Consider the following 24,769-nt stretch of genomic DNA (forward strand, 5'->3'; position numbering starts at 1 on the left):
GCCGTCGCCCCTGCTACAATCTTCGCAGGATGATGCGGGAACTCTACAGAGAGATCCTCCTGGATCACTTCGAGCGCCCGCGCAACCGGCGAGAGCTCGAAAGCGCGGAGATCGAAGAACACCTCAACAACCCTTTGTGCGGCGACGAGGTGACCGTCTACGCCAACGACCGTGAAGGGAAGCTGGAGGTGAGCTTCATAGGGCGGGGCTGCTCCATCTCGCAGGCGTCCGCCTCGATGCTCACGGAGCGCCTGATGGGCAAGAGCCGCGAGGAGGCGGAGCAAGAGATCGAGGCTTTCCTGGAGATGATGCGCACGGAGCCCGACGAGGAACTCGGCGAGCTCGCAGCCCTCAAGGGCATCGTCCAGACCCCGAACCGAATCCGCTGCGCCACGCTGGCCTGGGACGCTCTAAAGCGCGGGCTCGAAAATCGCTAGAAGTTTCGTCCCCGCTACAGATCACCCACCGAACCGCTCCGGGTACCGGGCGAAGGTGAAGGTTTTTTCGGCCTCCACGCGCAGGTAGACGCCCTCTCCCCAATCCAGCACGCTCCCGCCGCCGGGCTCCCGAAAGGCGTCTTCCAGCGGTGGAAATTCGGGGTGATCCCGCCCCAAAACCTCGGCCCGGCCGTGCGCGATGATCGCCAGGTCGTTTTCCCCGTACAGCGTGAGGCTGACCGCGGGGCGCTCTAAGAGGTGGCGGGTACGGGCGGCGGTCGCCACGGTCGGGACGTGGAACCGTCCCCGGTAGAAGAGCGCGCCCGTGGGCGCAACGCGGGGCTCGCCCCCCCTAGTGACCGTGGCGAGGGCCACGGTCTGTGTTCCTTGCAAAAGGCGGGCGAGTTGGACGGCGGAAAGGGAGTGCTCCGGCATGCCGAAGGAGGCGCGGAGAAAGTCTCCGGCGCCTTCGACGCTCCGGTCGAGCAGCGCCTGCAACCGCTCGAAGTCCCGTGGAGTCTCCTTCATCCGGGCTTCGTCGGCGCTTGAGTTACTAGCCCTTCCCGTTGCCGTTCTCGGTCTCCAGGGACTCGAGCACCCCGCGCAGCAGGCCGGGCGCGAGCTCGTCTCCGCCGGGGCTTATTACCCAGTTGAGGCCGCTCCCTCCGGGGATGTTGGGGCACTTGACCCTGGCGCAGAGCACGTAGGTCTCGAGTTCCGCCTCCTCCGGGTAGAAACTGGTCAGGTGGGTGACCAAAGTCGTCACCGAGTTGTTGAACAAGGATAACTCTATCGCCACGGGTTCCTCCATCCGGCTCTCTCGCACTAACGTCCCTGCAACATGCTACCCTTCATCGCCGCTCTTCACTCGGCCCGGCGTTTGCCGGCCGCGTTGCGGGGTAACCTCCCGGAGACGTTCCACGGACCTCTGGAGGAGACGGACATGAGCCCGGTAGCCATAGTGACGGCGTCAGACTCGGGGATAGGACAGGAATGCGCGAAGGAGCTCGCCGAGAGCGGCTTCGACGTGGGCATCACGTACCGTTCGGACGAGGCGGGTGCCGGTGAGACGCTCGCGGCGGTCGAGAAGGCCGGACGCAGGGGCGAGGTGCGGCGCCTGGATCTGACGGAGTTGCCGGGCGCCGCGGACGTGATCGACGACCTCGCCAACGCCCTCGGCGGCGTGGACGCGCTCGTCAACAACGCCGGAACGGGCGACCCGACCGGGGATTTCCTCAAGCTCCCGTACGAGGAGTGGCGGCAGGTCATAGATACGAACCTCTCCGGGTCGTTCCTCTGCGCCCAGCGGGCGGCCAGGAGGATGGTCGAGACGGGAAACGGCGGCAGGATAATAAACATTACCTCCGTCCACGAACACGTCCCCAGAATGGGTGCCTCCGCCTACTGCGCCTCGAAAGGCGGCCTCGGCCTCCTCACCAAAGTGATGGCTATGGAGCTCGGGGAGCACGGCATCACCGTAAACGCCGTGGGCCCGGGCGAGATAGCGACCCTCATGACTGGCGCCGAAGATACCGACCCCGAGACCATAGAGCGCCCGAACATACCGCTCGGGAGGCCGGGCCACGCCCGCGAGATAGCACACTTCGTCGCCTTCCTCGCTTCCGAAAAGAGTTCCTACGCCACCGGCTCCTCCATCATCGTCGACGGCGGGCTGACGCTGATGGGCGCGCAGTTGGGCGCAGGCTGAGTTGAGCTTTCAGCAGTCAACAGTCAGCCAAGAGCAAAAGAGCTGATGGCTGAGAGCGTAGGCGAAGCCGAAGCGGGCCGATAGCTGACGGCGCGGGTTGCGGGGGCGATGCCCCCGCAACCCGCTCTAGAAGAGCCTCTCGCCGGGACCGCTCTGCAGTTCTTCGAGGTCGTAGCCGAGTTCCCCGGCCGAGGCCTCGAAGAAGGCCCGGTTGCGGTGGGCGAAAGCCAGCCACTGTCCGTAGCGGTGGTAGGCCTCTTCGGGGTCTTGCGGTTCCTCCAGGTGCGCGAGGTCGCGCATAAAGGCGTTCATCTGCAGAAACCGTCCGAGCCAGTAGTCCGTGGGTTCCTTACCGCGCAGGAGCGCGGCCTCGAAGGTCTCGAAGGGGACGGGGTCTGGTGGTTCGCCGAGCCGCTCGGGTAGAAAGCGTTCCTCCAGGTAGTCGGTGATCGTGCCGAGGCCGGTGAGCAGGGTGGGCAACCAGGGCGTCTCGCCCGCGGGGTGGCCCTCCGGGAGCCCCCAGCGCAAGGCCCCCGACATGCCCCCGATCATGCGAAACGTGAAGGGTATGGAGCGGTAGGCGCGGCGGCTGTGGTAGTAGTAGACGATGGGGTACTGGCGGATCCCCTCGTAGATCTCCACGAGACCCCGGTGGAGCGACATCAGGTGCGTCTCGAGGCCCCTGTGCCGGCCGCCGGGAAAGTGCGGGGCGAGGATGCTCCAGGGGTCCCCCGTATCCTGTGCCTGGTGGTAGAGCCCGGCCGAGATCACGCCCAGCCGCTGCAAGACGTTGTAGACCCCGAGAACGTAGGTGATCGAGAGCGTCAGTATCCCGAAGCCTATAAGCGCCTCGGAGACGGTCAGGGCCTGGTAGATGCCGCCGGTCGGGGTGATATCGCCGAGGCCCAAAGTGGAGATGGCGGTCCCGCTGAAGTAGAACGCCTCGCCCAAGGACGGTTTCAAATGGCCCACGGAGAGCGAGAAGTCCCCGTTCCTCATGCCGTGCAGGTAGATCAGGGCGTATCCCAGAGAGACGAGGAAGATCCAGACCGTTATCGTGACCGGCACCATGATCGGGGCCGCCATCGAGAGCCCGAAAGCCCTGTACCTCCTCGGCAACGGGCGCGTGGCGAGGCGCACCGCCCCGAAGATTCTCTCGTAGAGGCGGCTGCTCAAGAACCCGAAACCGTCGTAGTGGAGCACCGTGGAGAACACGTCGAGGAGCCCCACGAGGATGAGTAGCGCGCCGGCCGGTACGAGGAGCCAGTCCATGCGACTGACTTACCCCGCCCGCGCCAACCTTAGGCTCAACGCAAGACCCACGTGTCCTTCGTAACGCCGCCGCTCGAAACGTTGACGAGCCTGCTTCCGCGGGCGGCGACCCTCGTCATCGCGCCCGGTACGACCCACACGGTCTGCTCGTCCGGGGCCAGGGCGTGGATGCGGTAGTCGGCGTAGGAGTCTTTCAAGACGAAGTCGCCGCCGGCTTCGCCCGTCTCGCAGAGGACGTGCGTGGAGAAGTCTATCGGGTCCTGGGCGACGAACTCGACGGGGTTCTCTTCGACGCCGGCGCGGAATTCCCCTATGGCCTCTTCGGTCTCCTCAGGGGCTATGAGTACGCCCTTTCCGCCCCAGCCGCTGCGGCTCTTGACCACCAGCTCGTCGAAGTGGTCCATCACGTAGTTTTTGTCTTCTTCTATCGCCAAAGAGTAGGTTCGGAGGTTCTGGAGGACGGGTTCCTCGCCGAGGTAGGTTCGGATCATCTCCGGGATGAACGGGTAGACGCCCTTGTCGTCGGCGATGCCGAGGTTCGGTGCGAAGACCGCCTCGACCTTGCCCGAGGCCTGGCTCTCGATCAGGCCAGGCAGGTCGTCGTAGATCCTGCCGTCCTCGATGCGCTCGTAGATCACGTCGATCCTGCGCCCGCTCTCTTTGTGAACGAGAAAACCGTTCCGGTCGAGCTCGACGTCGCCCCGCCCGGCGAGGATGGCCCCGTGCTCGTGTGCGAAAAGGTTGTGGTCGAGAAAGTACTGGTCCTCGTGGCCGGTCGAGAGAACGGCGATGGTCGGATCCTGCCTGGGCGAGACGGCCCGCAGCACCTCGCCGAAGCGCCCCATCAGCCCGTCTAGCGGACGCACGTCCAGGGCCGCGTAGGCTTCCGGCAGCACCTCGGCCGTCGTGGCCCGCAACAGGTGCATCGGCTCGATTCCGACGGGCATCTTGGCGTTGTCCTCGATGATCAGGTACTCCCAGCCGCCGGCCCCGTCCCCCTCGACGGCCACCACGTCGAAGCCCATCTGACGGTTGGGCACGCCCCCGAACCGCGTCGGGATCGACCCGTCGTAGAGGGTGCTGCTAGAAAGGATCTCCCCCGGCACCACCTCGTCCTTGCCCATCTCCAGCCGCCGCAGCCACTCGTTGATGGCGAGCATCCGCTGGGTCAACCCCCGCTCCAGGACCTCCCACCCGACGGCCGGCACCAGGCGCGGCACGTAGTCCGTAGGGTAAGTCTTGTCCTCGCGGTCGGGGATACCAAGGTCCCGCTGTACGCCCAGCAACCGCTCGTGGGCGAGCCCGACCCTGCGCCCCCACTCCCCCGCCCCCATCCGGCCCATCTCTTCGAGCACGGCCCCGTAGTGAGAGAATGGCTTCCCATCTTCCCCGAACACCTCGTTCGGGCCGGACAGTCGCCGGTCGAAAGTCGGGGAGTTGTCAGCCATCAGCTTCCAGCGGTCGGCTCTTCATCGGGTGGCGCCGCCCCTGGCGCGAACACGGTTTTCATCCAGCAGATAGTAGCGGTTCCGCGTAACAGTCGCTACCTCCGGTGCTTCCTGATACCTGAAACCCGAAGCCTGAAACCTTCTATCCAAACACGCCCACGAGGGCGCACGGCAGGCCCAGCATAAAAGAGATCGAGAACGTAATGGCGAAGAACACGTTGTGCTCGGAGACGTAGGAATAGAGGCGGTTGTAGTGGAGCATCAGGAGGGCGGAGGGGACGGCGATGCCGGTCATCAAGACCGCCATCACCCGGATGGTGTTGAGCGGCCCCAGGCGTTCGCTCACCCCGTCGCGGTTGAGCAGGAGCAGCCCGAACCAGTCCGCCGTGAGCATGAGGGATACGCAGAAGACCGCGAGCAGCCCGACGAACACGGGGCGCGGGAAGAGGGGCCCGCGAACCGGGGCGTCGAGGCTTGTGTCGTCCTCGTCGAGAAGCTTTTTCGGGGGGCCGCCGAAGGGCTTCGGCCACTTCTTCGAGTTCTTCATGGCCCGGGTAATGGTAGCGCATGTTTTCCGCGGACGCCGCGTTGGGACCTCTGGAAAGGATATCTTCCTACCCGCGGACGAAGCCTCCCTCGGAGTGGATGGTCTGGCCCGTGATCCAGGCGGCCTCGTCGCTGGCGAGGAAGGCCACGAGCCTCGCCGCGTCCTCGGGCTGCCCGATCCTGCCGGCAGGGAACTTCGGCAGCAATTCCCGCTCCAACTCCTCGGTCATCCAGCCGGTATCCGTCGGCCCGGGGTTTACGGCGTTGACCGTGATCCCCCTGTCCCCCACACCGGCCGCCAACGACCCGGTGAACGCCTCGATGGCGCCTTTGGTGATGACGTAGGCGAGCTCCTCCTCCATCGGCCCGAGCGACTGCCCGGAGCTGAAGTTGACGATCCTGCCGCCCGGGCCGCCCGGGTACCTCCGCGCGAACAGAACCGAAAGCAACGCCATCGCCCGCACGTTGACGGCGTAATGCGCGTCGAGGGTTCCGGCATCGAGCGCCTCGTAGCCGTCCCGCGTCGAGTGGGCAGCCGTGTTCACCAGTATGGATGGCCTCCCCAGCCTCTCCTCCGCCGCGTCGAGGAGTCTTTTGGGAGATTCCGGGAGCGACAGGTCCACCTCCAACCCAGCCGCCCGAACCCCGACCGCGCGTAGCTCCTCGACGAGCCTCTCCGGCTCGTTCTCGTCCGGGTCCCACGGCATCTCGCGATCGTAGGACTTCCAGTACGAAAGCACGATGTCGGCACCGCGGGCGGCCAGAGCCCGGCAGACGGCCGACCCGATACCCCGCCGCCTCCCGACCCCGGTGACGACGGCCACGCGCCCGCGCAATTCCTCCGTACGGGTGAACGGTTCTGGCGCATTCTGCGACACGGTCAGCTCCTTGTGTCAAAGCCCGCGGCGCGGGCCGGCATACGGGCCCACGGGCACGAACGTTTTGCTATTCGGATGAAGGGTTCAGGGAGCAGCAGGCCCTCTTCGCGCAAGCCCTCCGGGGCGGTCCTGCAGCCCCGTGCCTACACCAACTCTCCTCTCGCAACCAGCTGGACCTTGCCGCCGACGGAGACTCTTATCTCTTCGCCCTCGCTTCCGGCTTGCAGGTACAGGAGGGATGGGCGGTGGATCTCGTACCCTTGCTCGACCCGCACCTCCACGGAATCCGTGCCGAAGTAGCGGTGCTCGACCAGGTAGCCGGCCAGGCAACCGGCGGCGCTCCCGGTCGCCGGGTCCTCGGGGATGCCCAGATCGTCTGTGAACATGCGGGCCGAGACGTCGCCGGGTCCGCCCTCGTGGGGTTCGGGACAGAACGCGTACAGGTTCTTGCCAGCGCCGGTCGCCTCGCGGTAGAGCTCCAGGTTCATCCGGCAGCGCTTCAGGGCGTCGAGGTTTTTCAGCGGGACGATGATGGCGGGGAGGCCCGTCGAGACTTCCTGGACCGGGTGGCGCCCGTCCAAGTCGTCTTCCTGGAGATTGAGGGCCCGGGCAATCCTGGCCGGGTCCGACCGCCGTCCGAAGGTCGGGGGGAGTTGGCGCATCCAGAGGACTTCGCCGAAGGTTACGGGGATCTTGCCCGCCTTCAGGTTCAAGACTAGGCCGTCGATGGGTTCGGCGAGGACCTCGTTCCGGATCACGTCCGCCGTTCCGAGCGTCGGATGCCCGGCGAAGGGAACCTCCCCGCCCAGCGTGAAGATGCGCACGTCGTAGCCACCGTCGCGCTCTTCTTCGGAGAGGATGAACGCGGTCTCCGAGTAGTTCATCTCCCACGTTATCTTCTGGAGTACTTCGTCGGGCAGGTCGGCGGCGCCCCGGACGACGGCGAGGGGGTTCCCGGCGTACTTCTCCTCGGCGAAGACGTCCACGATGGTGAAGGTCGGGTTCACAGGCAACTCCTATCCGTAGTCCGGGTCGCCCGTCGCCATTCGCATGACGCCTATGAACATCTTGAAGGCCGCCTCGTAGTCTTCGTGGGTCCAGGAGACGCGACGGTCGTCCACCCGCTTCAGTTGCGGGAAGAACATGACGCTCGCGGCGGTGCTTGCGGTCGCGAACTCCGCGGTGAAGGTGTAGGGCGGTTCCGGGGCGTAGGGCGCGAGGGTCTCTGCCCGATGGACGGCTTCCTCGGCCGCGGCGCGGATCTTTGCTAGCGCGACAGCCCGCGGCAGGCACCGGGCAGTGTAGCGGTCTATGGCGGTCTTGACCCTGGCGGTCTTCACGCCGGCGTAGAGGGACTCTGCCTCGGCACACGTCAGGTCGTCGCCGGTTACGAGGCCGACAGAAACGCCCGAGAGGCCGGCGAGGGTCGCGTTCATCCGGGCCTCGCTGCAGGGCTCGCCGTTGAGCTCTACGCCCGTGACCACGTTCGGACTGCTGAAGGTGTGGCTCAGGATGCCCTCCATGCCGGCGCGGGCGTGGTAGCCGACGAAGAAGGCGACGTCGGAGCCCTCGAAGCCCTGCATCATCGAGAGGGGTTTGCGGGAGCCGACTATAAGTTCCGCGCGTTCGTCCAGGTCTTCGAGAAGGATGTTGCGCATCCCATCGTGTGCCTCGTTTACGAGGATCTCGGTGGCGCCGCCCCTGGCCGCGCCCTCTATGGCGGCGTTCACGTCGGCGGTCAGAAAGCGGCGAAAGCGTTCGTACTGGGAGCGGCCCGGGATCACGTCCTGCGGGTGGGTTACCCCCGTGACACCCTCCATGTCCGCCGAGACAAAGACCCTCAACCAGTCCCCCATCCGTCTGTGTGATCCAGGTCAAAGACCAGTGTACAATCTATGCATGACGGTGTTTCGCTACGGGCGGGATCACTTCGAGGAGGGCGAGTACGTGCGCCGCACGGATGCCACCCCCGGCGACGGTCTCGACCCGGTAGTCCGCATAGTGGAAGACCTTGGGACCGTCGAGATCCCCTGCGGCAAGGCGGATTGCAGGAGCAACTGCCTGGAGTACATGGTCAGATCCTTCCGCCAGACGGACGAGTACACCGTGGCGGACTGCAAACTCTCGCCGCTAGTGAGCGTTATCTAGCCCGTCGGTTCTGGAGCGACGGCGGTAGCGGGCCAGGTTCACGAGGCCCGGATGAGGCCCTCGGTTCTGTCTACGACGTCCAGCAGGTCTCCCAGGGCCAGGTCGTAGGCTTTCAGGCACCGGCCGCCGAAACAGATCGCCCCCGCGAGGCCCGGCTCGTGGGGCAGTTGGACCCAGGCGGGGGTGCGCGCGGGGTCGGCTGTGTTCGGTTGGCTCGATATCACTAGGTGCGGGCAGACCCTCGTTACCTCGGCCCGCAGGTCGACCGGATCGGCGACCGCCACTTCAGCGCGGGGACGAAGCTCCCGGATGACCCCGGCTATCGCGTCCCCGTAGGAGCGGTACTGAAACTCGAAGACCACGAGCACCCTTACCGGGGGACCCGCCCCCTCTGAAGGCGCCGTCGCGTTCGTTGGCAAGTATGCGGCCGGTTCGAAGCCCGCGGCCGGGCGGGTGCGGTACTCCGAACGGGAGAGGGCTGGTGTGGCGGTTGCTAGCATCTGATCCTCCTCGGCACTGCCGTGAAGCCGGAAGTCCTTTATCGGGAACGTGTCAAGGTGTTTATCGGTAGTTTGCCCGTCGGTCCTGTAGTGCTCCTGTCGGGGAGATGACGATTTCGACAGAGAGGGGCTCGGGAATCCGGGCCTTGGGCTAGGATGTGGGCATGATCCGGATCCTGATCGTGGAGGACGAGGCCCACCTGGCCGGGCTGCTCGCCCGGGTGCTCGGCGAAGAGGGGTACGCGGCCGAGGTTTGCGGGGACGGCCGCTCGGCCCTGGCGCTGGCGTTGACCGAGTCCTTCGACCTGCTCCTGGTGGACCGGATGCTGCCCGACATCGACGGCCTCCAGGTGGTGCGCAGGCTCCGGGCGGCGGAGATGGGCGCGCCCATCCTGATGCTCACCGCCCGGACCCAGATCGAAGACCGCGTGGCCGGGCTGGACGCGGGGGCGGACGATTACCTCCCCAAGCCCTTCGCCTTTCCGGAGTTGCTGGCGCGGGTTCGGGCTCTCACGCGGCGGCCCCACGACGCGTTCCCCGAAGCTTCCATCAGGGTCGGAGACGTGGAGCTCGACCCGGCGCGCCACGTGGCGCGCCGCGGCGACGAGCGGGTAGACCTGACCTCCAGAGAATTCGCGCTGCTTGCCACCCTGATCCAACGCCCCGGCCAGGTCTTTACGCGCTCGTTGTTGCTCGCCACGGTCTGGGGCGGGACGAGCGACGTGTACGCGAACGTGGTGGACCTCCACGTCTCCCACCTGCGAAAGAAGTTGGACCGCGCCGGCGAACCCTCCCTCATAAGGACCGTGCGCGGCGTCGGCTACGCCTTCGAACCCCCGGACGGCGCCTGATGTTCGGCAGGAGCCGCGTGCGCCTCACGCTCGGGTACGTGGGCATCCTGGCCTTCATCCTCCTGCTCTTCGCCGCGGTGGTCGTGGCCGGTTTCCGGTACGCGGTAGCCGAGCTGCAGGACCGTCAACTCGTCTCCGAGGCCGAGAGCAGGGTGGCTATCGTCTCCGGCGGCGGCAGCGTCTACGGCGGCGGCTCGAACGAGTTCGGCTGGTCTGTGGTCGGCCCCGACGGACGCCCGCTGGGCAGGACCTCCACGAGCTCGGACTTCGGCCTACCCCGTCCAGATCTCGCCCGGCGGGCGGCCAGGGAAGGAACGCTGCGCAACACCATCGAGAGGCAGGACGACTACGTGCGGGTCGTGAGCCTGCCCGTAAAGCGGGCGGGAGAGGTGGTCGCCGTCGTCCAGGTTGCCCAGTCGCGGAGGGTGGTCGACGAGGCCGTGCGCAAGTTCGTCTCGATCCTGGCGCCCATAGGGGTGGTGGCGCTAGCCCTCGCGGCCGTTGGGGGGCTGTTCATGTCCGGCAGGGCGATGAGGCCTATCCGCGAGGCCTTCGACAAGCAGCGCGCCTTCGTCGCGGACGCCTCCCACGAGCTAAAGACGCCCCTGACCCTGATCCGGGCCGACGCCGAGGTGATCGCCCGCGGCAACAACAGCCCGGACGACAGGGACCTCCTGGAGAACCTGCTCCTCGAGACCGACAGGATGGACGGCGTTCTGTCGGACCTCCTGGTCCTGGCCAGGCTCGATGCCGGAAAGCTCCCCGTCGACAAAGAGACCTTCGATCTGGCCGAGATCCTGGCCGACGGCGCCGACCGGTTCGCGGCCAAAGCCGACGTCGAGGGCGTCGGCTTCGAGGTAGAGACGTCCGGCAAGCTCCCCGTCCGCGGCGACAGGGAACGTACGCGCCAGATCCTGGCCGCCCTCCTGGACAACGCCGTGAGGCACACGCCGCCGGGGGGCAGCGTGACGATCGCCGGCCGTCGCGAAGGCGACAGGGTCGTCGCCACCGTCGAGGACTCCGGCCCCGGCATCCCCCGCGAGCACCTCTCGCGCGTGTTCGACCGCTTCTACCGGAGCGGCGCCGCCCGCGCCAGAAGGAGCGGCACGGGCCTGGGCCTCGCTATCGCCCGAGATTTCGCCCGCGCCCAGGGCGGCGACCTAACGGCCGGCAACAGCGAAAGGGCCGGGGCCATCTTCAGCCTGAGCCTGCCCTCGACCTCACGCTGAAAGCGGCCGACGGCCCCGTTGGGACGAATTGGCTAGGCGAAGATCCCCCATATTGGGGATGGAGGGCCGGGGGCCGGCGGGCATACTGTGCTCGCAGGCTTCCGAGGACGGAGATGACCCACGCGCAGGTGAAGGCGAAGGCCGCGGTCAGAATCCTGGCCTCGCTGATGGCCGCCCTGGTGATCTGGACCGCCGCGCCGGCCTCCCGGGCGGAGGCCGGGCTCGCGCGCGTCGGGCCGGTAGATCAGAACACGAAGTTCCCGGGCTGGATCGAGGACGAAAAAGGCTTGCGGCTGGCGCCGTGCCTCTCTCCCCCAAACTGCTCGACCACGCTGCCGGAAGAGGACCGTCCTCCTTCCACGCCGGACAACATCGGGGATCGGGTTACCTACTGGTCGGCCACCGCCTCCCTAAATACCAACGGGGGTGGCGACGCCTCCCTGGAGCTGGCCACCAGGGGCGGGTTTATGCCCCACTCGAAACCGATCGACGGCGCACAGCAGGTCCTGAACCGCATCCGCATCCGGGCGGACAACCTGAAACCCGGCGCGACGTACGAGGTGACCCATCCGTACGGGGCGGAGACGTTCACGAACGTGAGGGGCGGACGGCGGGGTATCGACTTCACCGAGGACGTCGGGTGCCTCCAGGCGCCGTGCGGGGACTTCGCGACTACCCTCAACGGCCGCGTCGGGCCCTGGCTGGCCTGGGACACCGCGGCCCACAACCCGCCGGCGGGATACGTGGGGGACCCCTCGACGCCACACGAGGTAACCGGCAGTCCGATGACCGACGCGGACGGCAACCCGCAGAACTACTTCGAGATCGAAGGCCCGAACATCGGAGGCCCCGGGGTGGACGTCGTTCGAACCGCCCTGTTCTCCGTGGAGGGCAAGGTCTCCGGCCTGACCGCGTTCGCCAGCCCGGCAGGCGGAAGCCCAGGCAAGGCCCGGTCCGTTTCCCTGACGGCATCCGACCCGCGCGCTGAGGTCTTCTACACCACGGACGGCACCGAACCGACCGGGGAAAGCACCCCATACACGAGACCTCTCCGCCTCGAGAAGACGACCACGGTGAAGTACCTGGCGCTCGGCCCGCCCGACGAGAAAGGCGAACGAGAGCGCTCGCCCGTGCGCACGGAGACCTACGAGATCCAAGATTAAGCGAATGGTTCGAGGAAACACGAGCTAAACCCGGCTGATAGGCTGACTATGCCGGGTTGCGTAAGGACCGGACCTGGAGGTTCGTGAGGCATCGAGGTTTTGGGGGGTGCGTCTCGGAACCCCGGGGAAGCCCCGACCCTCCGCCCCTGAAAGCCCTGGAACCTCCGTGACTCGTGGTCCGTTCGCTTTGGGCCCCATCCTTCCGCAAACCGCTGTAGCTGAAAGGCGCGAAGCGCCGTGCTGACAAGCCGCCGCAGGCGTCGCGCTACTCAGTAATCGTACTGGTCGTAGCTTCTCTGCTGGGGCGGTCGTCCGGCCTCGTAGAGGCGTTGCAGGGTACCCCCTATCAGGGGCGAGAGGAAGAGGCCTGCGAGGCCGGCGGGGAGCAGGTCGCGGGCGATGGTCCAGGCTATGAGCAGGCCGACGCCGGGCGCCGAGTGGACGGAGTTGCGGACCAGCTTCAGCGGGTCGAGGACGCCTCCGGGCGGCAGGATCCCGTAAGCGTAGACGAGCAGGGTCAGGACGCCGGAGATGGTGCCCGTAAGTAAGGCTAGGGCGAGGCTCAGAACGAGACGCGAGCCGGAGCGTTCGTCCCCGTTGGAACCGCGGCGCAAGAGAAGGGCAGCGCCGAAGATGGGGGCGGCTATGAGGCCGGCGAGGAGGCCGACGGCCATGTAGACGAGGGCGAGGGTGGTCAGGTCGCCCTCGCTGCTGGTGCCGCCCTGCATGATCAGGAGCACGAAAGGCTCGGGGAACAGCGACTTCACGAACATGAAGGTGAACCCGTAGGCGACCCCGATACCGAGTAAACGCAGAAGTATCATGACCGCCCCGGTCCGCCTCGCAGGCTGTTGTGAATCGTTCTCATCGTGCCGAGAATCTACCGCCCGGTTGCCAGAAAGTCAGCAAGAGCTTTCACCGGGCCTCGACTACTCGGCGCCCGTCGTGTCCGCGGCCTCCCCGCTCGCGTCCACCCAGACGGTCTTCGGGTTCATGAACTCGTGGATGCCGAAGTGGGAGAGCTCGCGGCCGTAGCCCGAGTTCTTGGCGCCGCCGAAGGGGATCTCGGGCGTCGACTCCGTCATGCGGTTTATGTAGGTCATCCCCGCCTCGAGCTCGTCGATGAAACGGTCCTGCTCGGCCGAATCGTTCGTCCACGCGGAGGAGCTCAACCCGAAGTCCGAGTCGTTGGCGAGGGCTATGGCCTCGTCTATGTTACGCACCCGGAACAGCGAGGCTACGGGACCGAAGATCTCCTCCCGGTAAGCCGGCGACCCTTCGGGGATGTCGGTCAAGACGGTCGGCGGGTAGAAGTTGCCCGGCCCGTCCCCCTTCTTGCCGCCGGTCAGGACCCTGGCGCCGGCCTCGACGCTCTTGTCCACCTGCCCGGAGACGTCGTCGAGGATCTGGGGTGTCGCGAGGGGGCCCATGTCCGTGTTCTCGCTCATCGGGTCGCCGACTTCGAGCGCGGCCATGCCCTCGACGTAGCGGCGCGTAAAGTCTTCCGCTATCTCTTCGTGGAGGATGATCCTCTTCGCGTTGATGCACGACTGACCGTTGTTGAGCGTCCGCGACGTCACGGCGTTACTTATGGCCTTATCCAGGTCCGCGCTCGGCATCACTATGAACGGGTCGCTGCCGCCTAGCTCGAGCACGGTCTTCTTTATGTTCCCGCCCGCCTCGCTCGCGACCTGCCGGCCGGCCGGCTCGCTGCCCGTGAGCGTAGCCGCCCGAACGCGCGGGTCGTCGATAACGGCCTGGACCTGGCCCGAGGAGATCAAAAGCGTCTGAAAAGCCCCTTCCGGGAAACCCGCCCTGTGGATGATGTCCTCTATCGCCAGCGCGCACTGCGGCACGTTGGAGGCGTGCTTGAGCAGCCCCACGTTGCCGGCCATCAGCGCGGGCGCGGCGAACCGGAAGACCTGCCAGAACGGGAAGTTCCAGGGCATCACAGCGAGCACGGGCCCGATGGGCTGGTAGCGGACGAAGGTCCTGGCACCCTCCAGTTTTATCTGCTCGTCGGCGAGCATCTTCTCGGCGTTCTCGGCGTAGTAGCGGCACCCGCGGGCGCACTTGTTCGCCTCTCCTATGGCCGAGGCGAGAGTCTTGCCCATCTCGAGCGTCATGATGCGGCCGAGTTCCTCCGCCTCCTCTTCCAGGATCTCGGCCGCCCGCGTCAGCCACCGGGACCGGTCCGCAAAAGACGTCTTCTTATACTCGCGGAAAGTCTCGGCCGCGAGCTGGAGCTTCCGGTCGATCTCTTCGTCGCCCAGGGCGTCGAAGGTCTTGATCTCCTCCCCCGTCGCCGGGTTTACCGTAGATATGGCCACCGTGATCCTCCTCGAAGATGTCTTCAGCCTTTCAGGAAGTATATATACCCGCTCGAACCACACGCCTCACAGGCACCCGGCGGTACAATCCGAACTCCTGATGGAACGCGAACAGGCAAGCATCGACCCTACCGAAGCCAGGCGTATCCTCGAAGGACGGGCACGCGAGGCGGGCTTCGACCTGGTCGGGGTGACACGGGCGGAGCCTTTGCGGGAGGGCGGCGAGCGGCTGCGCCGCTGGCAGGAGGCCGGGATGGCCGCCGACATGGGTTATATGCACAGGCCCGTGGAGTTGCTGGCTAACCCGAAGAAGCTGCAGAAGAGCGCCAGGAGCGTCGTCTCGCTCGGGGTCTCGTACTACCCGGGGGAGCACCCGGAGAACGAGACGGGCGGCGGACGGGTCGCCCGGTACGCCTGGGGGCGGGACTACCACGAGGTCATCAAGGGTCGGTTGTTCCGGCTGCGGGAAGAGTTGGAGGAGGCGCTGGGAACGAGGATCAAGGCGCGGGGCTTCACGGACGCGGTGCCGCTCCTCGAGAGGTCCGCGGCCCAGCACGCGGGGCTAGGCTTCTTCGGGCGAAACTCTTGTTTGATCGACGGGGACATCGGGTCTTACTTCTTTATAGCGGACTTGATAGTGGACCTCGAGCTGGATCCCGACGAGCCGGGCACGGGGACTTGCGGGCGTTGCACCCGCTGCATGGACCGCTGCCCGACCGGCGCAATAAAGGCCCCCGGCGTGGTCGATGCCAGGCTCTGCATCTCTTACCTGACGATAGAGAACTCTGGGGAGATCCCGCGCGAGCTGCGCCCGAAGGTGGGCGACTGGGCCTTCGGTTGCGACGTCTGCCAGGAGGTCTGCCCCTACAACAAGACGAAGGCCACGAGGAGCCGCTGGCCCGAGTTTTCGGAAGGGAGCGGCGCCGGGCCGTACCTGGAGATGGAAGAGGTGCTGAAGATACGGACCGACGAGGAGTTCGAGGCCCGTTTCGCCGGTACGCCGCTCACCCGCCCTGGTCGGGCGGGGCTTTTGCGGAATTGCTGCGTGGCGGCCGGGAACCTGAGATCAAAGAAGGCGATTCCTGCGTTGAAAGACTGTCTGCAAAACGATCTTTCGGCGCTCGTGCGGGGGCATGCGGCGTGGGCTCTGGGCGAGATCGGGGGTTCAGAGGGGGCGCTTCGGGAGGCGCTTGGAGAGGAGAAAGACGGGTGGTGCCTGGGGGAGATCCGGCACGCTTTGAGCGGCGCGGCCACGGGCGCGGGCTTGGGTTAGAATAGGGAAACGATGGCGAAGACTACCAACTATTACGAGGTCCTCGGCGTTCCGCGCGAGGCCTCGCAGGCAGAGATCAGGAACGCCTACCGCAACCTAGCCAAGGAGCTCCACCCCGACCACCCGGGCGGGAGTGCCACGGAGTTCTCCCGGCTGCAGGAGGCCAACGCCGTGCTCTCGGACCCGGACCGCCGCCGAGAGCACGACGAGTCCCTGGACCTCGCCCACGCCGCGGACCAGCTTGCCGGCCTCAACTTCGACTTCGACCAGCCGGAGGACGAGCTCTCCTCCCGCCGCCGCGCCCGCGAGAGTGCGGGACCCTCCCTGGGCGAGCGCCTCAAGGGTCGCTTCGGCAGGAAGGAAGGCTCCGAAAACGGCGGCGGTTTCGGCAGGGATACCGGCAGGAGGACGCGCGGGCGCTACGACGTGACCGAGGCGCGCTGGTACGAGCCCCACCGCTTCGACCCCGAGCCCGTAACCCTGAAGTCGGGCGCCACGAGCTTCGTCGGCGCTTTTCTCGCGTTTATCGTGGCGGGGCAGGTCGGGATCTGGGCCTCGGGCCAGGGCGCGGGCGTCCTCGAATTCCTCACGGTCTTGAACCCGTTCATGTTCCTCGTCTACACGCTCGTCGGGCTCGTCGCCGGCTACCTCGCATTCAGGACGGCCGGGTGGGCCGGGCTGGCCCTCGTCTTCGTGGCGGCGCTGGTCGTCGGCGGCCAGGGAGAGCCTCCCAGCCTGTTGCGGTTCCTGACCGTCGGCATCGTCACGCTGCTCGTCGTGATCTGGCTCGGCAACCGCCGCGACGCCGCCGGCCGCTGACCTCCCCGGCTGAGATCCAGTCGTTCATCTCCCGCTTCGAGGGGCGGGTGGCCCCCGTCGAGAAGAGGGTCGCCGAGGCCTGGTGGGGCCTGGCCGTGACGGGCTCGGAGGAGGCGCAGAAAGAGCTCGTCCGGGCCGGGACAGAGTACAACCGGCTCTTCGCGGACGAAGGGGAGCAGGAGGCGGTAGCGGGCTGGTACGGGGAACTCGACTCCCTGGACGACGAGCTCTTGCGCCGGCAGGTCGAGGTCTTGTACAGGACTTACGCGTCCAAGCAGGGCGACGCGGGGGCGCTCGACAAGATCGAGGAGCTCGAGGCCGAGGCGAACGCGGTCTACGGCAACCATCGGGGCACCGTGGGCGGCAGGCCGGTCGGGGAGAACGAGGTCAGGGACATCCTGCGAACCGCCGGAGACGAATCGGTGAGGCGCGAGGCGTGGGAGGCCTCCAAGACCGTCGGGCGCGAGGTAGAGGGAACCGTCCGGGAGCTCGCCCGCCTCAGGAACAGGCTCGCCAGGGAGGCCGGCTACAAAGACCACTACCATCGGTCGCTGGACCTGCAGGAGATGGACGTCGAGGAGCTGGAGAGGCTCATGGCGGATCTCGAATCCGCCACGGACGCCCCGTTCCGGGAGCTGAAAAAACGCCTGGATGAACGCCTCCGGGAGAAGTTCGGGGTCGAGGTAGTGAGGCCGTGGTTTTTGTCCGACCCCTTCTTCCAGGAGACCCCGGAGGACGGCAACCTGGACACGGACCGCTTCTTCGAGGGCAAGGACCTCGAGGCCCTGACCAGGAAGACCTACGACTCCCTGGGTCTCGAGGTGCGGGGCGTGGTGGCGAAGAGCGACCTGTACGCCAGGCCTGGCAAGAACCAGCACGCGTTCTGCCTCCCGGTCGGGCGGGACTACCCTTACGACGTGCGGGTCCTTGCGAACCTGCGGGCCGGAAAGCCGGACGCGTACTGGATGAACACGATGCTCCACGAGTTCGGCCACGCCGTCTACGACAGGCACATAAACCTGAAGCTCCCCTACCTCTTGCGAGGCGTCTCCCACATCGCCACGACCGAGGCCATAGCCCTCATGATGGGCGCCCTGGGCGAAGAACCGGGCTGGCTGCAGAGCGTGGCGGGCGTGCCCGAAGACGAGCTGGCGTCCGAGCGGGAGCGGCTCGCCGCTCGGCGCAGGGAAGAGCTGCTCGTCTTCACGCGCTGGGCGCTAGTAGTATTCCGGTTCGAGAAAGAACTCTACGCCGACCCCGACAGAGAAGACCTCAACGGGGTCTGGTGGGACCTCGTCGAGAAGCTGCAGCTCGTTCCTCGTCCGCCGGGGCGGGACGAGCCGGACTGGGCGGCCAAGATCCACGTGGCCACTGCCCCCGTCTACTACCAGAATTACGTGCTCGGAAACCTCATAGCCGCCCAGCTGAGGAACTACCTGGAGACCCACATCACCCAGGGTCCCTTCTACCAGAACGAGGTGGCGGGCCGCTACCTCCTCGAATCCTTCTTCGGACCCGGCGCGCGAGAGAACTGGCGCGACACCGTTCTCAGGGCCACCGGGGAACCGCTAGATCCGGCCCACTTCGTCAGCAGCATCAGGTAGGCAGCACGCTTCGCCCTTCGGGCTCCGCTCTCAGCGCGCTGCAGCCTTCGGCTTTCGCTCTCAGCACGCCTGCTTCGCAGGCTTTCAGGTAATCGTCTGTGGACGCTACGCCCGGCGACACTCTAATCGTCGTGTGTGGCGCTGTCCGGTCCGGCTCCGCGTGGCTGAAAGCGAGGCGGAGCCGGAGCGGGCTGACTAGCTTCCCTTCACCGGGATCTCCACGCCTTCGAAGGAGCCGTCGCGGGCGCTTGTGGTGCCGACTTGCAGGGCGCCCTTGCCCGAGAACGGCGGCAGGTCCAGGGTCGCCTCGAAGTAGCCCCAGGTGGTGCTCCAGTCGTTGGCGGTTACGGTCTCGCGGACGAGCTCCTTGCCCCTGGCGTCTCTGAGTACCACGGTGTTGGCCGCCTCGAAGTTGCGGGAGTAGCCGCTGACGGTGAGGGGGTCGGAGACCCTGGCCCCGGGGCGGGGCTCGACGAGGACGGTGTTTCCCCCCGCCGCCGGTTGGGGTTTCTTCAGGGGCGTCCCCGCTGGCTTGAAGTCGACCACGAGGCGGGCCGGGTCGGCGAGCTCCAGCGTCCGGTAGCGGAAGGACTTCCGGGCCAGCAGGTCCACGAACATGCCGCCCTCGGGGGCGCGTACGACGTGGAAACCTTCCATCAGGCCTTTTCCGAAACCCCCGTCCGAGACGCCCGTGGCGCTGGCTGAGGGAAGTTGAATCCTGGTCAGGCCGTCTCCTTTAGGGCTTGAGAGCGTCCACCGGGGCAAGGTCCCGGCTGGCTCTTCTCCGGTGCCGAGGTCGATCACCACCCGCTCGTAACCCCGATGCTCCCCGTACCGGACGGCGAGTACGGTGTCGGCTTCGAAGCCCGAGCCGCCGTCAGCCCACCCGTCGGACACGAAATGCTCGGGGGAGGCCGTGGTATGACCGTCTTCCACGGCGACAGAGGGAGCAGCCCCGACGGTGGTCTCCGGCCTGGCCCGCGGATCAGGCGTGGCCACGGCGACCGCCCTCGCGTGGGGCTTCGCGCCCACGCTCGTGTCCAGGGCCCCTTCGAGGGGTGCTGCGCCGGAGCATCCGACCACGAGCGAGACCGCGAGGATCAAGGACGAGGCGCCCGTCAGCCGGACGATAGCATTTACACCTAGGGGCAGGATCATAAGCCCGGAGCATTATAGGGAGGGATGTTTGCGGGAAGCTTGTGGTGGTGTTTCGCTCTTGTTACGAGTTTCGGGGTCGGGCCTATAATGACGATCTTACGGCACCAGAAGAGGGAGGGGCGGCCATGATCCGTGCCGAAGACGTCGCGGAGGCACAGCGGAGGTTGCGAGGCGTGGCTTTCCGCACGCCCCTGATCCCCTGCCCCGGAGCGGACGGGGAGCGCCGCCTGCTCTTCAAGCCGGAGAGCCTGCAGCCGACCGGAGCTTTCAAGCTGCGGGGGGCATACAACAAGATCTCCTCCCTGAGCCCCGGAGAGCGTGCCAGGGGCGTCGTCGCCCACTCCAGCGGAAACCACGCGAGGGCGGTCGCCTACGCGGCCCGCGCCCTCGGCGTAAAGGCAACCATAGTCATGCCGCGCGGCGCCCCGAGAGGCAAACTCGACGCAACGGCGGCGCTCGGTCCCGAGGTGGTGCTGGTCGGTCCAGACAGCGGAGAACGGGCGAGAAAGGCCGCGGAGCTGGCGGCGGAGCACGGCTACGTGCCGGTGCCCCCGTACGACGACGAGACCCTCATCGCCGGCCAGGGGACCGTTGGGGCCGAGATCCTCGAAGACCTGCCCGACGTCGAGACGGTGCTCGTGCCCGTGAGTGGGGGCGGCCTCATAAGCGGCGTTGCGGCGGCGATCAAGCAGGCAAAGCCGGATGTGAACGTGATCGGGGTCGAGCCCGAGCTGGCCGCCGACGCCAGGGAGAGCCTGAAGACCGGAAGACTGGTCGAGTTCCCGGCGGAGAGCGTGGGCCGCACCGTCGCCGACGGCCTGCGCGTCCGAAAGCTCGGGAATGCGCCCTTCGAGCACGTCCTGGCCTTCGTCGACGACATAGTCGCCGTCACGGAGGAGGAGATATTCGACGCCATGCGCCGCCTGGCGCTCCGGGTCCGCCTCGTCGCCGAGCCGAGCGGGGCCGTAACGTTCGCGGCCTACCTCTTCCACCGGCACGAGCTCCCCGAGACGCGCCAGAACGTGGCCGTCATAAGCGGTGGCAACGTCGAGTCCGACCTGCTGGCGAAGGTCCTAGCGGGCGACCCTAGCGGGGCGTGACCTCGACCGGGTCCCCGACGCGGACGGTGCCGAGGGAGGTGTGGATCAGGTTCCGCCCGAACCAGACTTCGCCCCCGGATCTCCGGTACGTCGCCAGCGTGCGCAGGGGCTCTTTGCCCCGCTCACCGGTCCGCTGGTCCACGGTGGTCACGGCACACCGCGGGCACGGCTCCGCCACTCGGAAGCCCGCGTTCCCAACCCCCATCTCTGCCCAACCATCCTCAGCGTAGGGTCCGCAACCGCCGACGACGAGGTTCGGGCGGAAGCGGTTCATGGGGACGGGTTCCTCCAGCCGGGCGTTCAGGTCTTCGAGGGAGGCCTCGGAGATCACGAGCAGCGAGAACCCGTCGGCGAAGCTGGTCTGGTCGCGCCCGGTGGCGTAGAGGGAGTCGACGGGCCTGAAGTCGTCGTCCGGCTTTCGGACCAGCCGGCAGGGGAAATCCAGGAACTCGCTGAACCAGCGGTCGGCCTCATCGGCGGCCGGCTCCCCGCGCTGCTCGTCCCCCCAGACCTCCACGCGTACCGTCTGCGCGGTACCGACGCGCGTCGGTACCTCCAGGTCCGGCATTCCCGGGGCGCTCACCGTGAGGCGTTCGGGGGTGAGGCTGGGTGAGATCAGGGCCATCCTGGGATGCGCGCGCTGCGACATGAACCCGCCCGCCTCGTCCACGAGCATCCAACGCCGATCATCACGCAACCCGGTCGCGACCAGCTCCGCCTTCTCCATAGAGATGCCGCCACAAGACTTTATTGGATACACGTAGACGCCACTCAGGACCGGTTTGCCGTTGTCCGGCAGCATCACGCCCCCTCCATCCTGCTCCCTATGCGCGCCGCGAGGGAGGCATTCTCCTCTTCCGGTATGTCCAGAGCCCCGGCGGTCTCCAGCATGACGGCGGCGAATTGCTGCTCGTCGTATGGCGTTCCAGGCGGCAAGGGGACGACGTGCCAGTGGACGTGCGCGTTGCCCTCGTTGGACCCGAGCGAGAGTATGTAGACCCGCTCCGCCCCGACCTCTTCACGCACCGCCTCCGCAACGCGGTGAACGACGCGCTGGAGGTCCAGGTATTCTTCGGCGGTGAAATCCCCGGTGGCCTGCTCCCTGTGCTCTTTCGGGGCGACGAGCGCGTAGCCGTACTGCGTCGGCCACCCGTTCAAGAAGGCGATGGCCCCGTCGTCTTCGTAGATGACGTGATGGCCGAGGAAATCGGGGTCGCGCGCCACGATGCCGCACACAAAGCACGGCCCGGTACGGGCGCGCTCGTGGTAGGCGTCGAGGTCGGGCGCGTATCTCTCGAACGGGCTCACGCGCGCCATCATCCGCCGAAACGCCGCCGCCTTCAAGGCCGGGCGGGTTTTAAACCCGCCCCTACGGGTTGGGGCGGGTCATGGCTCGTTTGTCGGAACCGGGATGCTGGCGAGGATCTCATCTTCGAGGTCGGAGATTCTCTGCTTTACCACGGCCACGGCTCCTTCAACGGGCACCACGCGGCTGCCGGTTTCCCGGCGGAGCTTCATCTCGACACCGCCGTCCTCGATGGAACGGGTGGTGAGGGTCAGGCGGATGGGGGCCCCGATCAGGTCCGCGTCCTTGAACTTTGTCCCCAGACTCTCCCGCCTGTCGTCGTAGAGGACCTCGACGCCCGCGGAGATCAACTCTTCGTAGAGCCGGTCCGCCCCGTCGTCGGCGGACACCAGGTGAACGGCATACGGCGCGACGGAGATGGGCCAGATCAAGCCGTCCTCGTCGCGGTGCTCTTCGGCGATGCAGGCCAAAAGCCGCCCGAGCCCGATGCCGTAGGAGCCCATCACGACGGGCTTTCGCTCCCCGTCCCGGTCCAGGTAGCCCGCCCCGAAAGCCTCGCTGTAGCGCGTGCCGAGCTTGAAGATGTTGCCGACCTCGACGCCGCGCTCGGCGCGCATCTGGGCGCCGCACTCCGGGCAGGCGGAACCTTCCCGGGCGGCCGCGACGTCCGCGATCACGTCCGCCTCGAAGTCCCTGGCGTGGTTGACGTTCAGGAGGTGGAAACCGTCCTGGTTGGCGCCGGCGACAAGGTTTGGAGAGCCTGGGACGGCGTCGTCCGCGACTACGAGGACGCCAGCAACCCCAACGGGAGAACCGTACCCCGGCTCCGCGCCAACGGCGCGGATTTCATCCGCCCGCGCCGGACGCAGCCCGTCGGCCCCGACGGCGTTCGCCAGCTTCGTCTCGTTCAGGTCCATGTCGCCGCGCACGACGGCGAAGACGAACCTCTCCTCGCCGCCGACCGTCGCCACCAGGAAGACCGCTTTTGCCGTGCGGGACTCCGGTATCTCAAGAAGCCGGGCGAGCGCCTCGATGGTGTTCGCGCCCGAAGTGGAAATCTTCTCCACCGGCCTCTGCTCCTCCACCCCGGCCTGCGGCTTGCGGAACCTCGCCACCTGGCGATTCGCGGTGTAGCCGCACGTGTCGCAGAGCAGGATCGTGTCCTCCCCGACGGGCGAGAGGTACATGAATTCGTGGGCGAGGCTGCCCCCCATGATGCCGACGTCCGCGCCCACGGAGACCGCGGGCAGCCCGCAGCGGCCGAAGATCCTGAAGTAGGCCCGGTGGATCGCCCTGTATTGCCGGTCGAGCCCGGTCTCGTTCCTATCCAGGGAATACGCGTCCTTCATGGTGAACTCCCTGGCACGGATCAGGCCGGCCCTCGGCCGCGCGTCGTCGCGGAACTTCGTCTGGATCTGGTACACCAGCCTCGGCAGCTGCTGGTAGGACCCGACCTTCTCCGCTACCAGCCCCGCCACGACTTCCTCGTGCGTCATCGCCAGCACCATCGCCCGGTCCCGGCGGTCCCGCAGCCTCACCAACTCAGCCCCCGTGCCCTCGTACCGCCCCGACCTCTCCCAGACCTCGGCGGGATGGACTACCGGCATGGAAACCTCCTGCCCCCCGCAAGCCCCCATCTCCTCCCTCAAAATCCCCGACACCTTGTCCAGGGACCGCTTCGCCAGGGGCAGATAACTAAAAATACCCGCCGCCAACTGCCTCACGAACCCCGCCCGCAACAACAACCCGTGCCCCGCGACCTCAATCCCCGCCGGAACCTCCCGCAAAGTCCGACCAAACAACCCACTCATGCGCATCAGAGTCCCTCCTCACCCCTGCTGACCAGCTGAAAGCAGCCGCCAGGCTACGTGCTGAAAGGCGCGAAGCGCCGTGCTGAAAGTCCCCGAAGGGGACGTGCCGAAAGCGAAGGCGCAGCCGTAGCGCGCTGACACCTAAGTCGCCATGTACGGCGTCGTGCCGTAATGTTCGAGGCCGTCCGGCCGGTCGAGCGGCCCGCCGAGTTCCATTCGGAGGCGGTCCTTGCGGCCTTCGAAGCCGAACTCCCGGAGCAGGGCGTGGGCCGGGCTGGTGGCTGGGCCAGGGACGATGACGCGGACGGGCGCCGGGCCCGTCTCGCGGAGGGCGCGGGCCAGCAAGAGACGGGCCACGTCCGGGCCGGCGGCGACGAAGGGGCCTAGGCGCATCGCGTCGGTTCCGGCGCTGCGGATGAGGTAGCCCTTGATCCCCCCCGACGAGTCCCGCGCCACGAGGCCTTCACCGGGGTGCAACCTGAGGGTCGCGAAGATCAGGGGCGAGCGGTCGGCCCCGTAGCTCCAGCGGTCCACGCCGTAGAGCTCGGGCAAATCGGCGAAGGCGAGCGTCTCTACCCGGTTGCCACCGGCCTCCTCAAACGCACGCGGCCGGCCGCGTGGCCCATCCAGCCGGTAGATGGTGCGGGCCGCCGAAGCCCTGAAACCGAGCGATCGGTAGAGGCCCTCGGCCTGCCGCGTGGCGTAGAGCCTGACGGTCCTTGCGCCGCGGCTCTTCAGGTAGGCGACCGCCCAGGAGGAGAGGTCCGCGCCGAGACCGAGTCGTCTGTGCCCGTCGTGAACCGCGAGGTGGCAGAGGACGCCGATGCTCCCAAGCGGCACCGCGCCGACCATCCCGACCAGGGAGCCGCCGGGGGATTCGGCCACGAACCACCGGGCGTCGCGCACGCCGCGCAGCAGGTCGAACGCCCTGGGGTCGGCCGACCAGCGCACCACGCTCCTGAGCTCCAGGATGCGTTCGAGGTCGGCGTCGTCCATCTGCCGGATGCGGACGCCGGGCCCGGTCTTGTTCAGAAGTCCGTTTCGGTCGTATGTTGCGTCTACTTCTAAGTCTTCCTTCGTGGTGAAGGGCTGCATGTTTCCCTCGATCTCTGGTGTGTGGGTGGAGACCGCTCCGCGCGGAGGACCCCGGGTAGACCGGAGAGACGCGGACGCCCCGAGCGCGACCCC

26 protein-coding genes are annotated in these 24,769 nt (G+C 67.1%); 10 read left to right on the forward strand and 16 right to left on the reverse strand.

Annotated features, from left to right (window positions below; genetic code table 11):
- Positions 1 to 29: 29 nt before the first annotated feature.
- Positions 30 to 437, forward strand: a complete 408-nt coding sequence (gene sufU / locus GBA63_RS21665; RefSeq protein ID WP_166179564.1) for a Fe-S cluster assembly sulfur transfer protein SufU — start codon at positions 30 to 32, stop codon at positions 435 to 437.
- 21 nt (positions 438 to 458) lie between these two features.
- Here sufU and GBA63_RS21670 read toward each other — a convergent pair whose 3' ends face one another.
- Both GBA63_RS21670 and GBA63_RS21675 read right to left on the reverse strand, forming a co-directional pair.
- Positions 459 to 965 (reverse strand): pyridoxamine 5'-phosphate oxidase family protein, encoded by a 507-nt coding sequence (locus GBA63_RS21670; RefSeq protein WP_166179565.1) that lies wholly within the window; start codon positions 963 to 965, stop codon positions 459 to 461.
- A 25-nt stretch (positions 966 to 990) separates the two neighbouring features.
- Positions 991 to 1,236 (reverse strand): hypothetical protein, encoded by a 246-nt coding sequence (locus GBA63_RS21675; protein ID WP_166179567.1) that lies wholly within the window; start codon positions 1,234 to 1,236, stop codon positions 991 to 993.
- Positions 1,237 to 1,380: 144 nt separating this feature from the next.
- Here GBA63_RS21675 and GBA63_RS21680 point away from each other — a divergent pair, with 144 nt between their 5' ends.
- Positions 1,381 to 2,145, forward strand: a complete 765-nt coding sequence (locus GBA63_RS21680; RefSeq protein WP_166179569.1) for an SDR family oxidoreductase — start codon at positions 1,381 to 1,383, stop codon at positions 2,143 to 2,145.
- A gap of 126 nt (positions 2,146 to 2,271) precedes the next feature.
- On the opposite strand, the gene GBA63_RS21685 is transcribed toward GBA63_RS21680, so the two are convergent.
- The 6 genes from GBA63_RS21685 to GBA63_RS21710 all read right to left on the reverse strand — a co-directional run bounded on the left by GBA63_RS21685 (position 2,272) and on the right by GBA63_RS21710 (position 8,133).
- The gene (locus GBA63_RS21685; RefSeq protein ID WP_166179571.1) at positions 2,272 to 3,417 is read right to left on the reverse strand and encodes a potassium channel family protein; all 1,146 of its coding nucleotides are present in this window, start codon (positions 3,415 to 3,417) and stop codon (positions 2,272 to 2,274) included.
- Positions 3,418 to 3,452: 35 nt separating this feature from the next.
- Positions 3,453 to 4,865 (reverse strand): circularly permuted type 2 ATP-grasp protein, encoded by a 1,413-nt coding sequence (locus tag GBA63_RS21690; RefSeq protein WP_166179573.1) that lies wholly within the window; start codon positions 4,863 to 4,865, stop codon positions 3,453 to 3,455.
- Between the two features lie 142 nt (positions 4,866 to 5,007).
- On the reverse strand, positions 5,008 to 5,412 hold the full coding sequence (locus GBA63_RS21695; RefSeq protein ID WP_166179575.1) for a hypothetical protein: 405 nt from the start codon (positions 5,410 to 5,412) through the stop codon (positions 5,008 to 5,010).
- Positions 5,413 to 5,479: 67 nt separating this feature from the next.
- A complete protein-coding gene (locus GBA63_RS21700) occupies positions 5,480 to 6,289 on the reverse strand; it encodes an SDR family oxidoreductase (protein WP_166179577.1) in 810 nt (269 codons plus the stop codon).
- A gap of 143 nt (positions 6,290 to 6,432) precedes the next feature.
- Entirely contained in the window at positions 6,433 to 7,296 is an 864-nt protein-coding gene (locus GBA63_RS21705; protein ID WP_166179579.1) for a PhzF family phenazine biosynthesis protein, read from the reverse strand.
- Positions 7,297 to 7,305: 9 nt separating this feature from the next.
- Positions 7,306 to 8,133 (reverse strand): M55 family metallopeptidase, encoded by an 828-nt coding sequence (locus tag GBA63_RS21710; RefSeq protein ID WP_166179581.1) that lies wholly within the window; start codon positions 8,131 to 8,133, stop codon positions 7,306 to 7,308.
- Between the two features lie 55 nt (positions 8,134 to 8,188).
- On the opposite strand from GBA63_RS21710, the gene GBA63_RS21715 reads away from it, so the two are divergent.
- Positions 8,189 to 8,437: a hypothetical protein gene (locus GBA63_RS21715; protein ID WP_166179583.1), complete on the forward strand. Its 249-nt coding sequence runs from the start codon at positions 8,189 to 8,191 to the stop codon at positions 8,435 to 8,437.
- A gap of 38 nt (positions 8,438 to 8,475) precedes the next feature.
- Here GBA63_RS21715 and GBA63_RS21720 read toward each other — a convergent pair whose 3' ends face one another.
- On the reverse strand, positions 8,476 to 8,937 hold the full coding sequence (locus GBA63_RS21720) for a hypothetical protein (RefSeq protein ID WP_166179585.1): 462 nt from the start codon (positions 8,935 to 8,937) through the stop codon (positions 8,476 to 8,478).
- A gap of 164 nt (positions 8,938 to 9,101) precedes the next feature.
- Here GBA63_RS21720 and GBA63_RS21725 point away from each other — a divergent pair, with 164 nt between their 5' ends.
- From GBA63_RS21725 to GBA63_RS21735, 3 genes are all read left to right on the forward strand, one after another.
- The gene (locus GBA63_RS21725) at positions 9,102 to 9,788 is read left to right on the forward strand and encodes a response regulator transcription factor (RefSeq protein WP_228282237.1); all 687 of its coding nucleotides are present in this window, start codon (positions 9,102 to 9,104) and stop codon (positions 9,786 to 9,788) included.
- Positions 9,788 to 11,017 (forward strand): sensor histidine kinase, encoded by a 1,230-nt coding sequence (locus tag GBA63_RS21730; RefSeq protein ID WP_166179587.1) that lies wholly within the window; start codon positions 9,788 to 9,790, stop codon positions 11,015 to 11,017. The genes GBA63_RS21725 and GBA63_RS21730 overlap by 1 nt, the downstream gene beginning before the upstream one ends.
- A 113-nt stretch (positions 11,018 to 11,130) precedes the next feature.
- On the forward strand, positions 11,131 to 12,180 hold the full coding sequence (locus GBA63_RS21735; RefSeq protein WP_166179589.1) for a chitobiase/beta-hexosaminidase C-terminal domain-containing protein: 1,050 nt from the start codon (positions 11,131 to 11,133) through the stop codon (positions 12,178 to 12,180).
- Between the two features lie 269 nt (positions 12,181 to 12,449).
- Here the strand turns inward: GBA63_RS21735 and GBA63_RS21740 are convergent, their stop codons facing one another.
- Together GBA63_RS21740 and GBA63_RS21745 are read right to left on the reverse strand one after the other, a co-directional pair.
- The gene (locus GBA63_RS21740; protein WP_166179591.1) at positions 12,450 to 13,004 is read right to left on the reverse strand and encodes a hypothetical protein; all 555 of its coding nucleotides are present in this window, start codon (positions 13,002 to 13,004) and stop codon (positions 12,450 to 12,452) included.
- A 105-nt stretch (positions 13,005 to 13,109) separates the two neighbouring features.
- A complete protein-coding gene (locus tag GBA63_RS21745; RefSeq protein WP_166179593.1) occupies positions 13,110 to 14,510 on the reverse strand; it encodes an NAD-dependent succinate-semialdehyde dehydrogenase in 1,401 nt (466 codons plus the stop codon).
- A 100-nt stretch (positions 14,511 to 14,610) separates the two neighbouring features.
- Between GBA63_RS21745 and queG the strand changes: the two genes are divergently transcribed.
- Genes queG through GBA63_RS21760 form a run of 3 tightly spaced genes read left to right on the forward strand, consistent with a single transcriptional unit; the run spans position 14,611 to position 18,206 of the window.
- Positions 14,611 to 15,783: a tRNA epoxyqueuosine(34) reductase QueG gene (gene queG / locus GBA63_RS21750; RefSeq protein WP_166179595.1), complete on the forward strand. Its 1,173-nt coding sequence runs from the start codon at positions 14,611 to 14,613 to the stop codon at positions 15,781 to 15,783.
- Positions 15,784 to 15,795: 12 nt separating this feature from the next.
- Positions 15,796 to 16,602, forward strand: a complete 807-nt coding sequence (locus GBA63_RS23475; protein WP_207956978.1) for a DnaJ domain-containing protein — start codon at positions 15,796 to 15,798, stop codon at positions 16,600 to 16,602.
- 14 nt (positions 16,603 to 16,616) lie between these two features.
- A complete protein-coding gene (locus GBA63_RS21760; RefSeq protein ID WP_228282642.1) occupies positions 16,617 to 18,206 on the forward strand; it encodes a M2 family metallopeptidase in 1,590 nt (529 codons plus the stop codon).
- A 195-nt stretch (positions 18,207 to 18,401) separates the two neighbouring features.
- Here the strand turns inward: GBA63_RS21760 and GBA63_RS21765 are convergent, their stop codons facing one another.
- Complete coding sequence (locus GBA63_RS21765; RefSeq protein WP_207956979.1) at positions 18,402 to 19,364, reverse strand: Gmad2 immunoglobulin-like domain-containing protein; 963 nt, start codon at positions 19,362 to 19,364, stop codon at positions 18,402 to 18,404.
- Between the two features lie 125 nt (positions 19,365 to 19,489).
- Between GBA63_RS21765 and GBA63_RS21770 the strand changes: the two genes are divergently transcribed.
- The gene (locus GBA63_RS21770; protein WP_166179601.1) at positions 19,490 to 20,464 is read left to right on the forward strand and encodes a threonine ammonia-lyase; all 975 of its coding nucleotides are present in this window, start codon (positions 19,490 to 19,492) and stop codon (positions 20,462 to 20,464) included.
- On the opposite strand, the gene GBA63_RS21775 is transcribed toward GBA63_RS21770, so the two are convergent.
- The 4 genes from GBA63_RS21775 to GBA63_RS21790 form a co-directional block, all read right to left on the reverse strand.
- Entirely contained in the window at positions 20,451 to 21,266 is an 816-nt protein-coding gene (locus GBA63_RS21775; protein WP_166180504.1) for an MOSC domain-containing protein, read from the reverse strand. The two genes, GBA63_RS21770 and GBA63_RS21775, sit on opposite strands and share 14 nt — an antisense overlap.
- Positions 21,266 to 21,781 carry an HIT family protein gene (locus GBA63_RS21780; protein ID WP_166180506.1) on the reverse strand — a complete coding sequence of 172 codons (516 nt, stop codon included), beginning with the start codon at positions 21,779 to 21,781 and terminating at the stop codon, positions 21,266 to 21,268. The genes GBA63_RS21775 and GBA63_RS21780 overlap by 1 nt, the downstream gene beginning before the upstream one ends.
- A 69-nt stretch (positions 21,782 to 21,850) precedes the next feature.
- Complete coding sequence (locus tag GBA63_RS21785) at positions 21,851 to 23,581, reverse strand: proline--tRNA ligase (protein WP_166180508.1); 1,731 nt, start codon at positions 23,579 to 23,581, stop codon at positions 21,851 to 21,853.
- A 141-nt stretch (positions 23,582 to 23,722) separates the two neighbouring features.
- Positions 23,723 to 24,676, reverse strand: coding sequence for a GNAT family N-acetyltransferase (locus GBA63_RS21790; protein ID WP_166179603.1), 954 nt, complete (start codon positions 24,674 to 24,676; stop codon positions 23,723 to 23,725).
- Between the last annotated feature and the right edge of the window lie 93 nt (positions 24,677 to 24,769).

The sequence above is a fragment of the Rubrobacter tropicus genome (assembly GCF_011492945.1).
GTDB classification, from domain to species: domain Bacteria; phylum Actinomycetota; class Rubrobacteria; order Rubrobacterales; family Rubrobacteraceae; genus Rubrobacter_D; species Rubrobacter_D tropicus.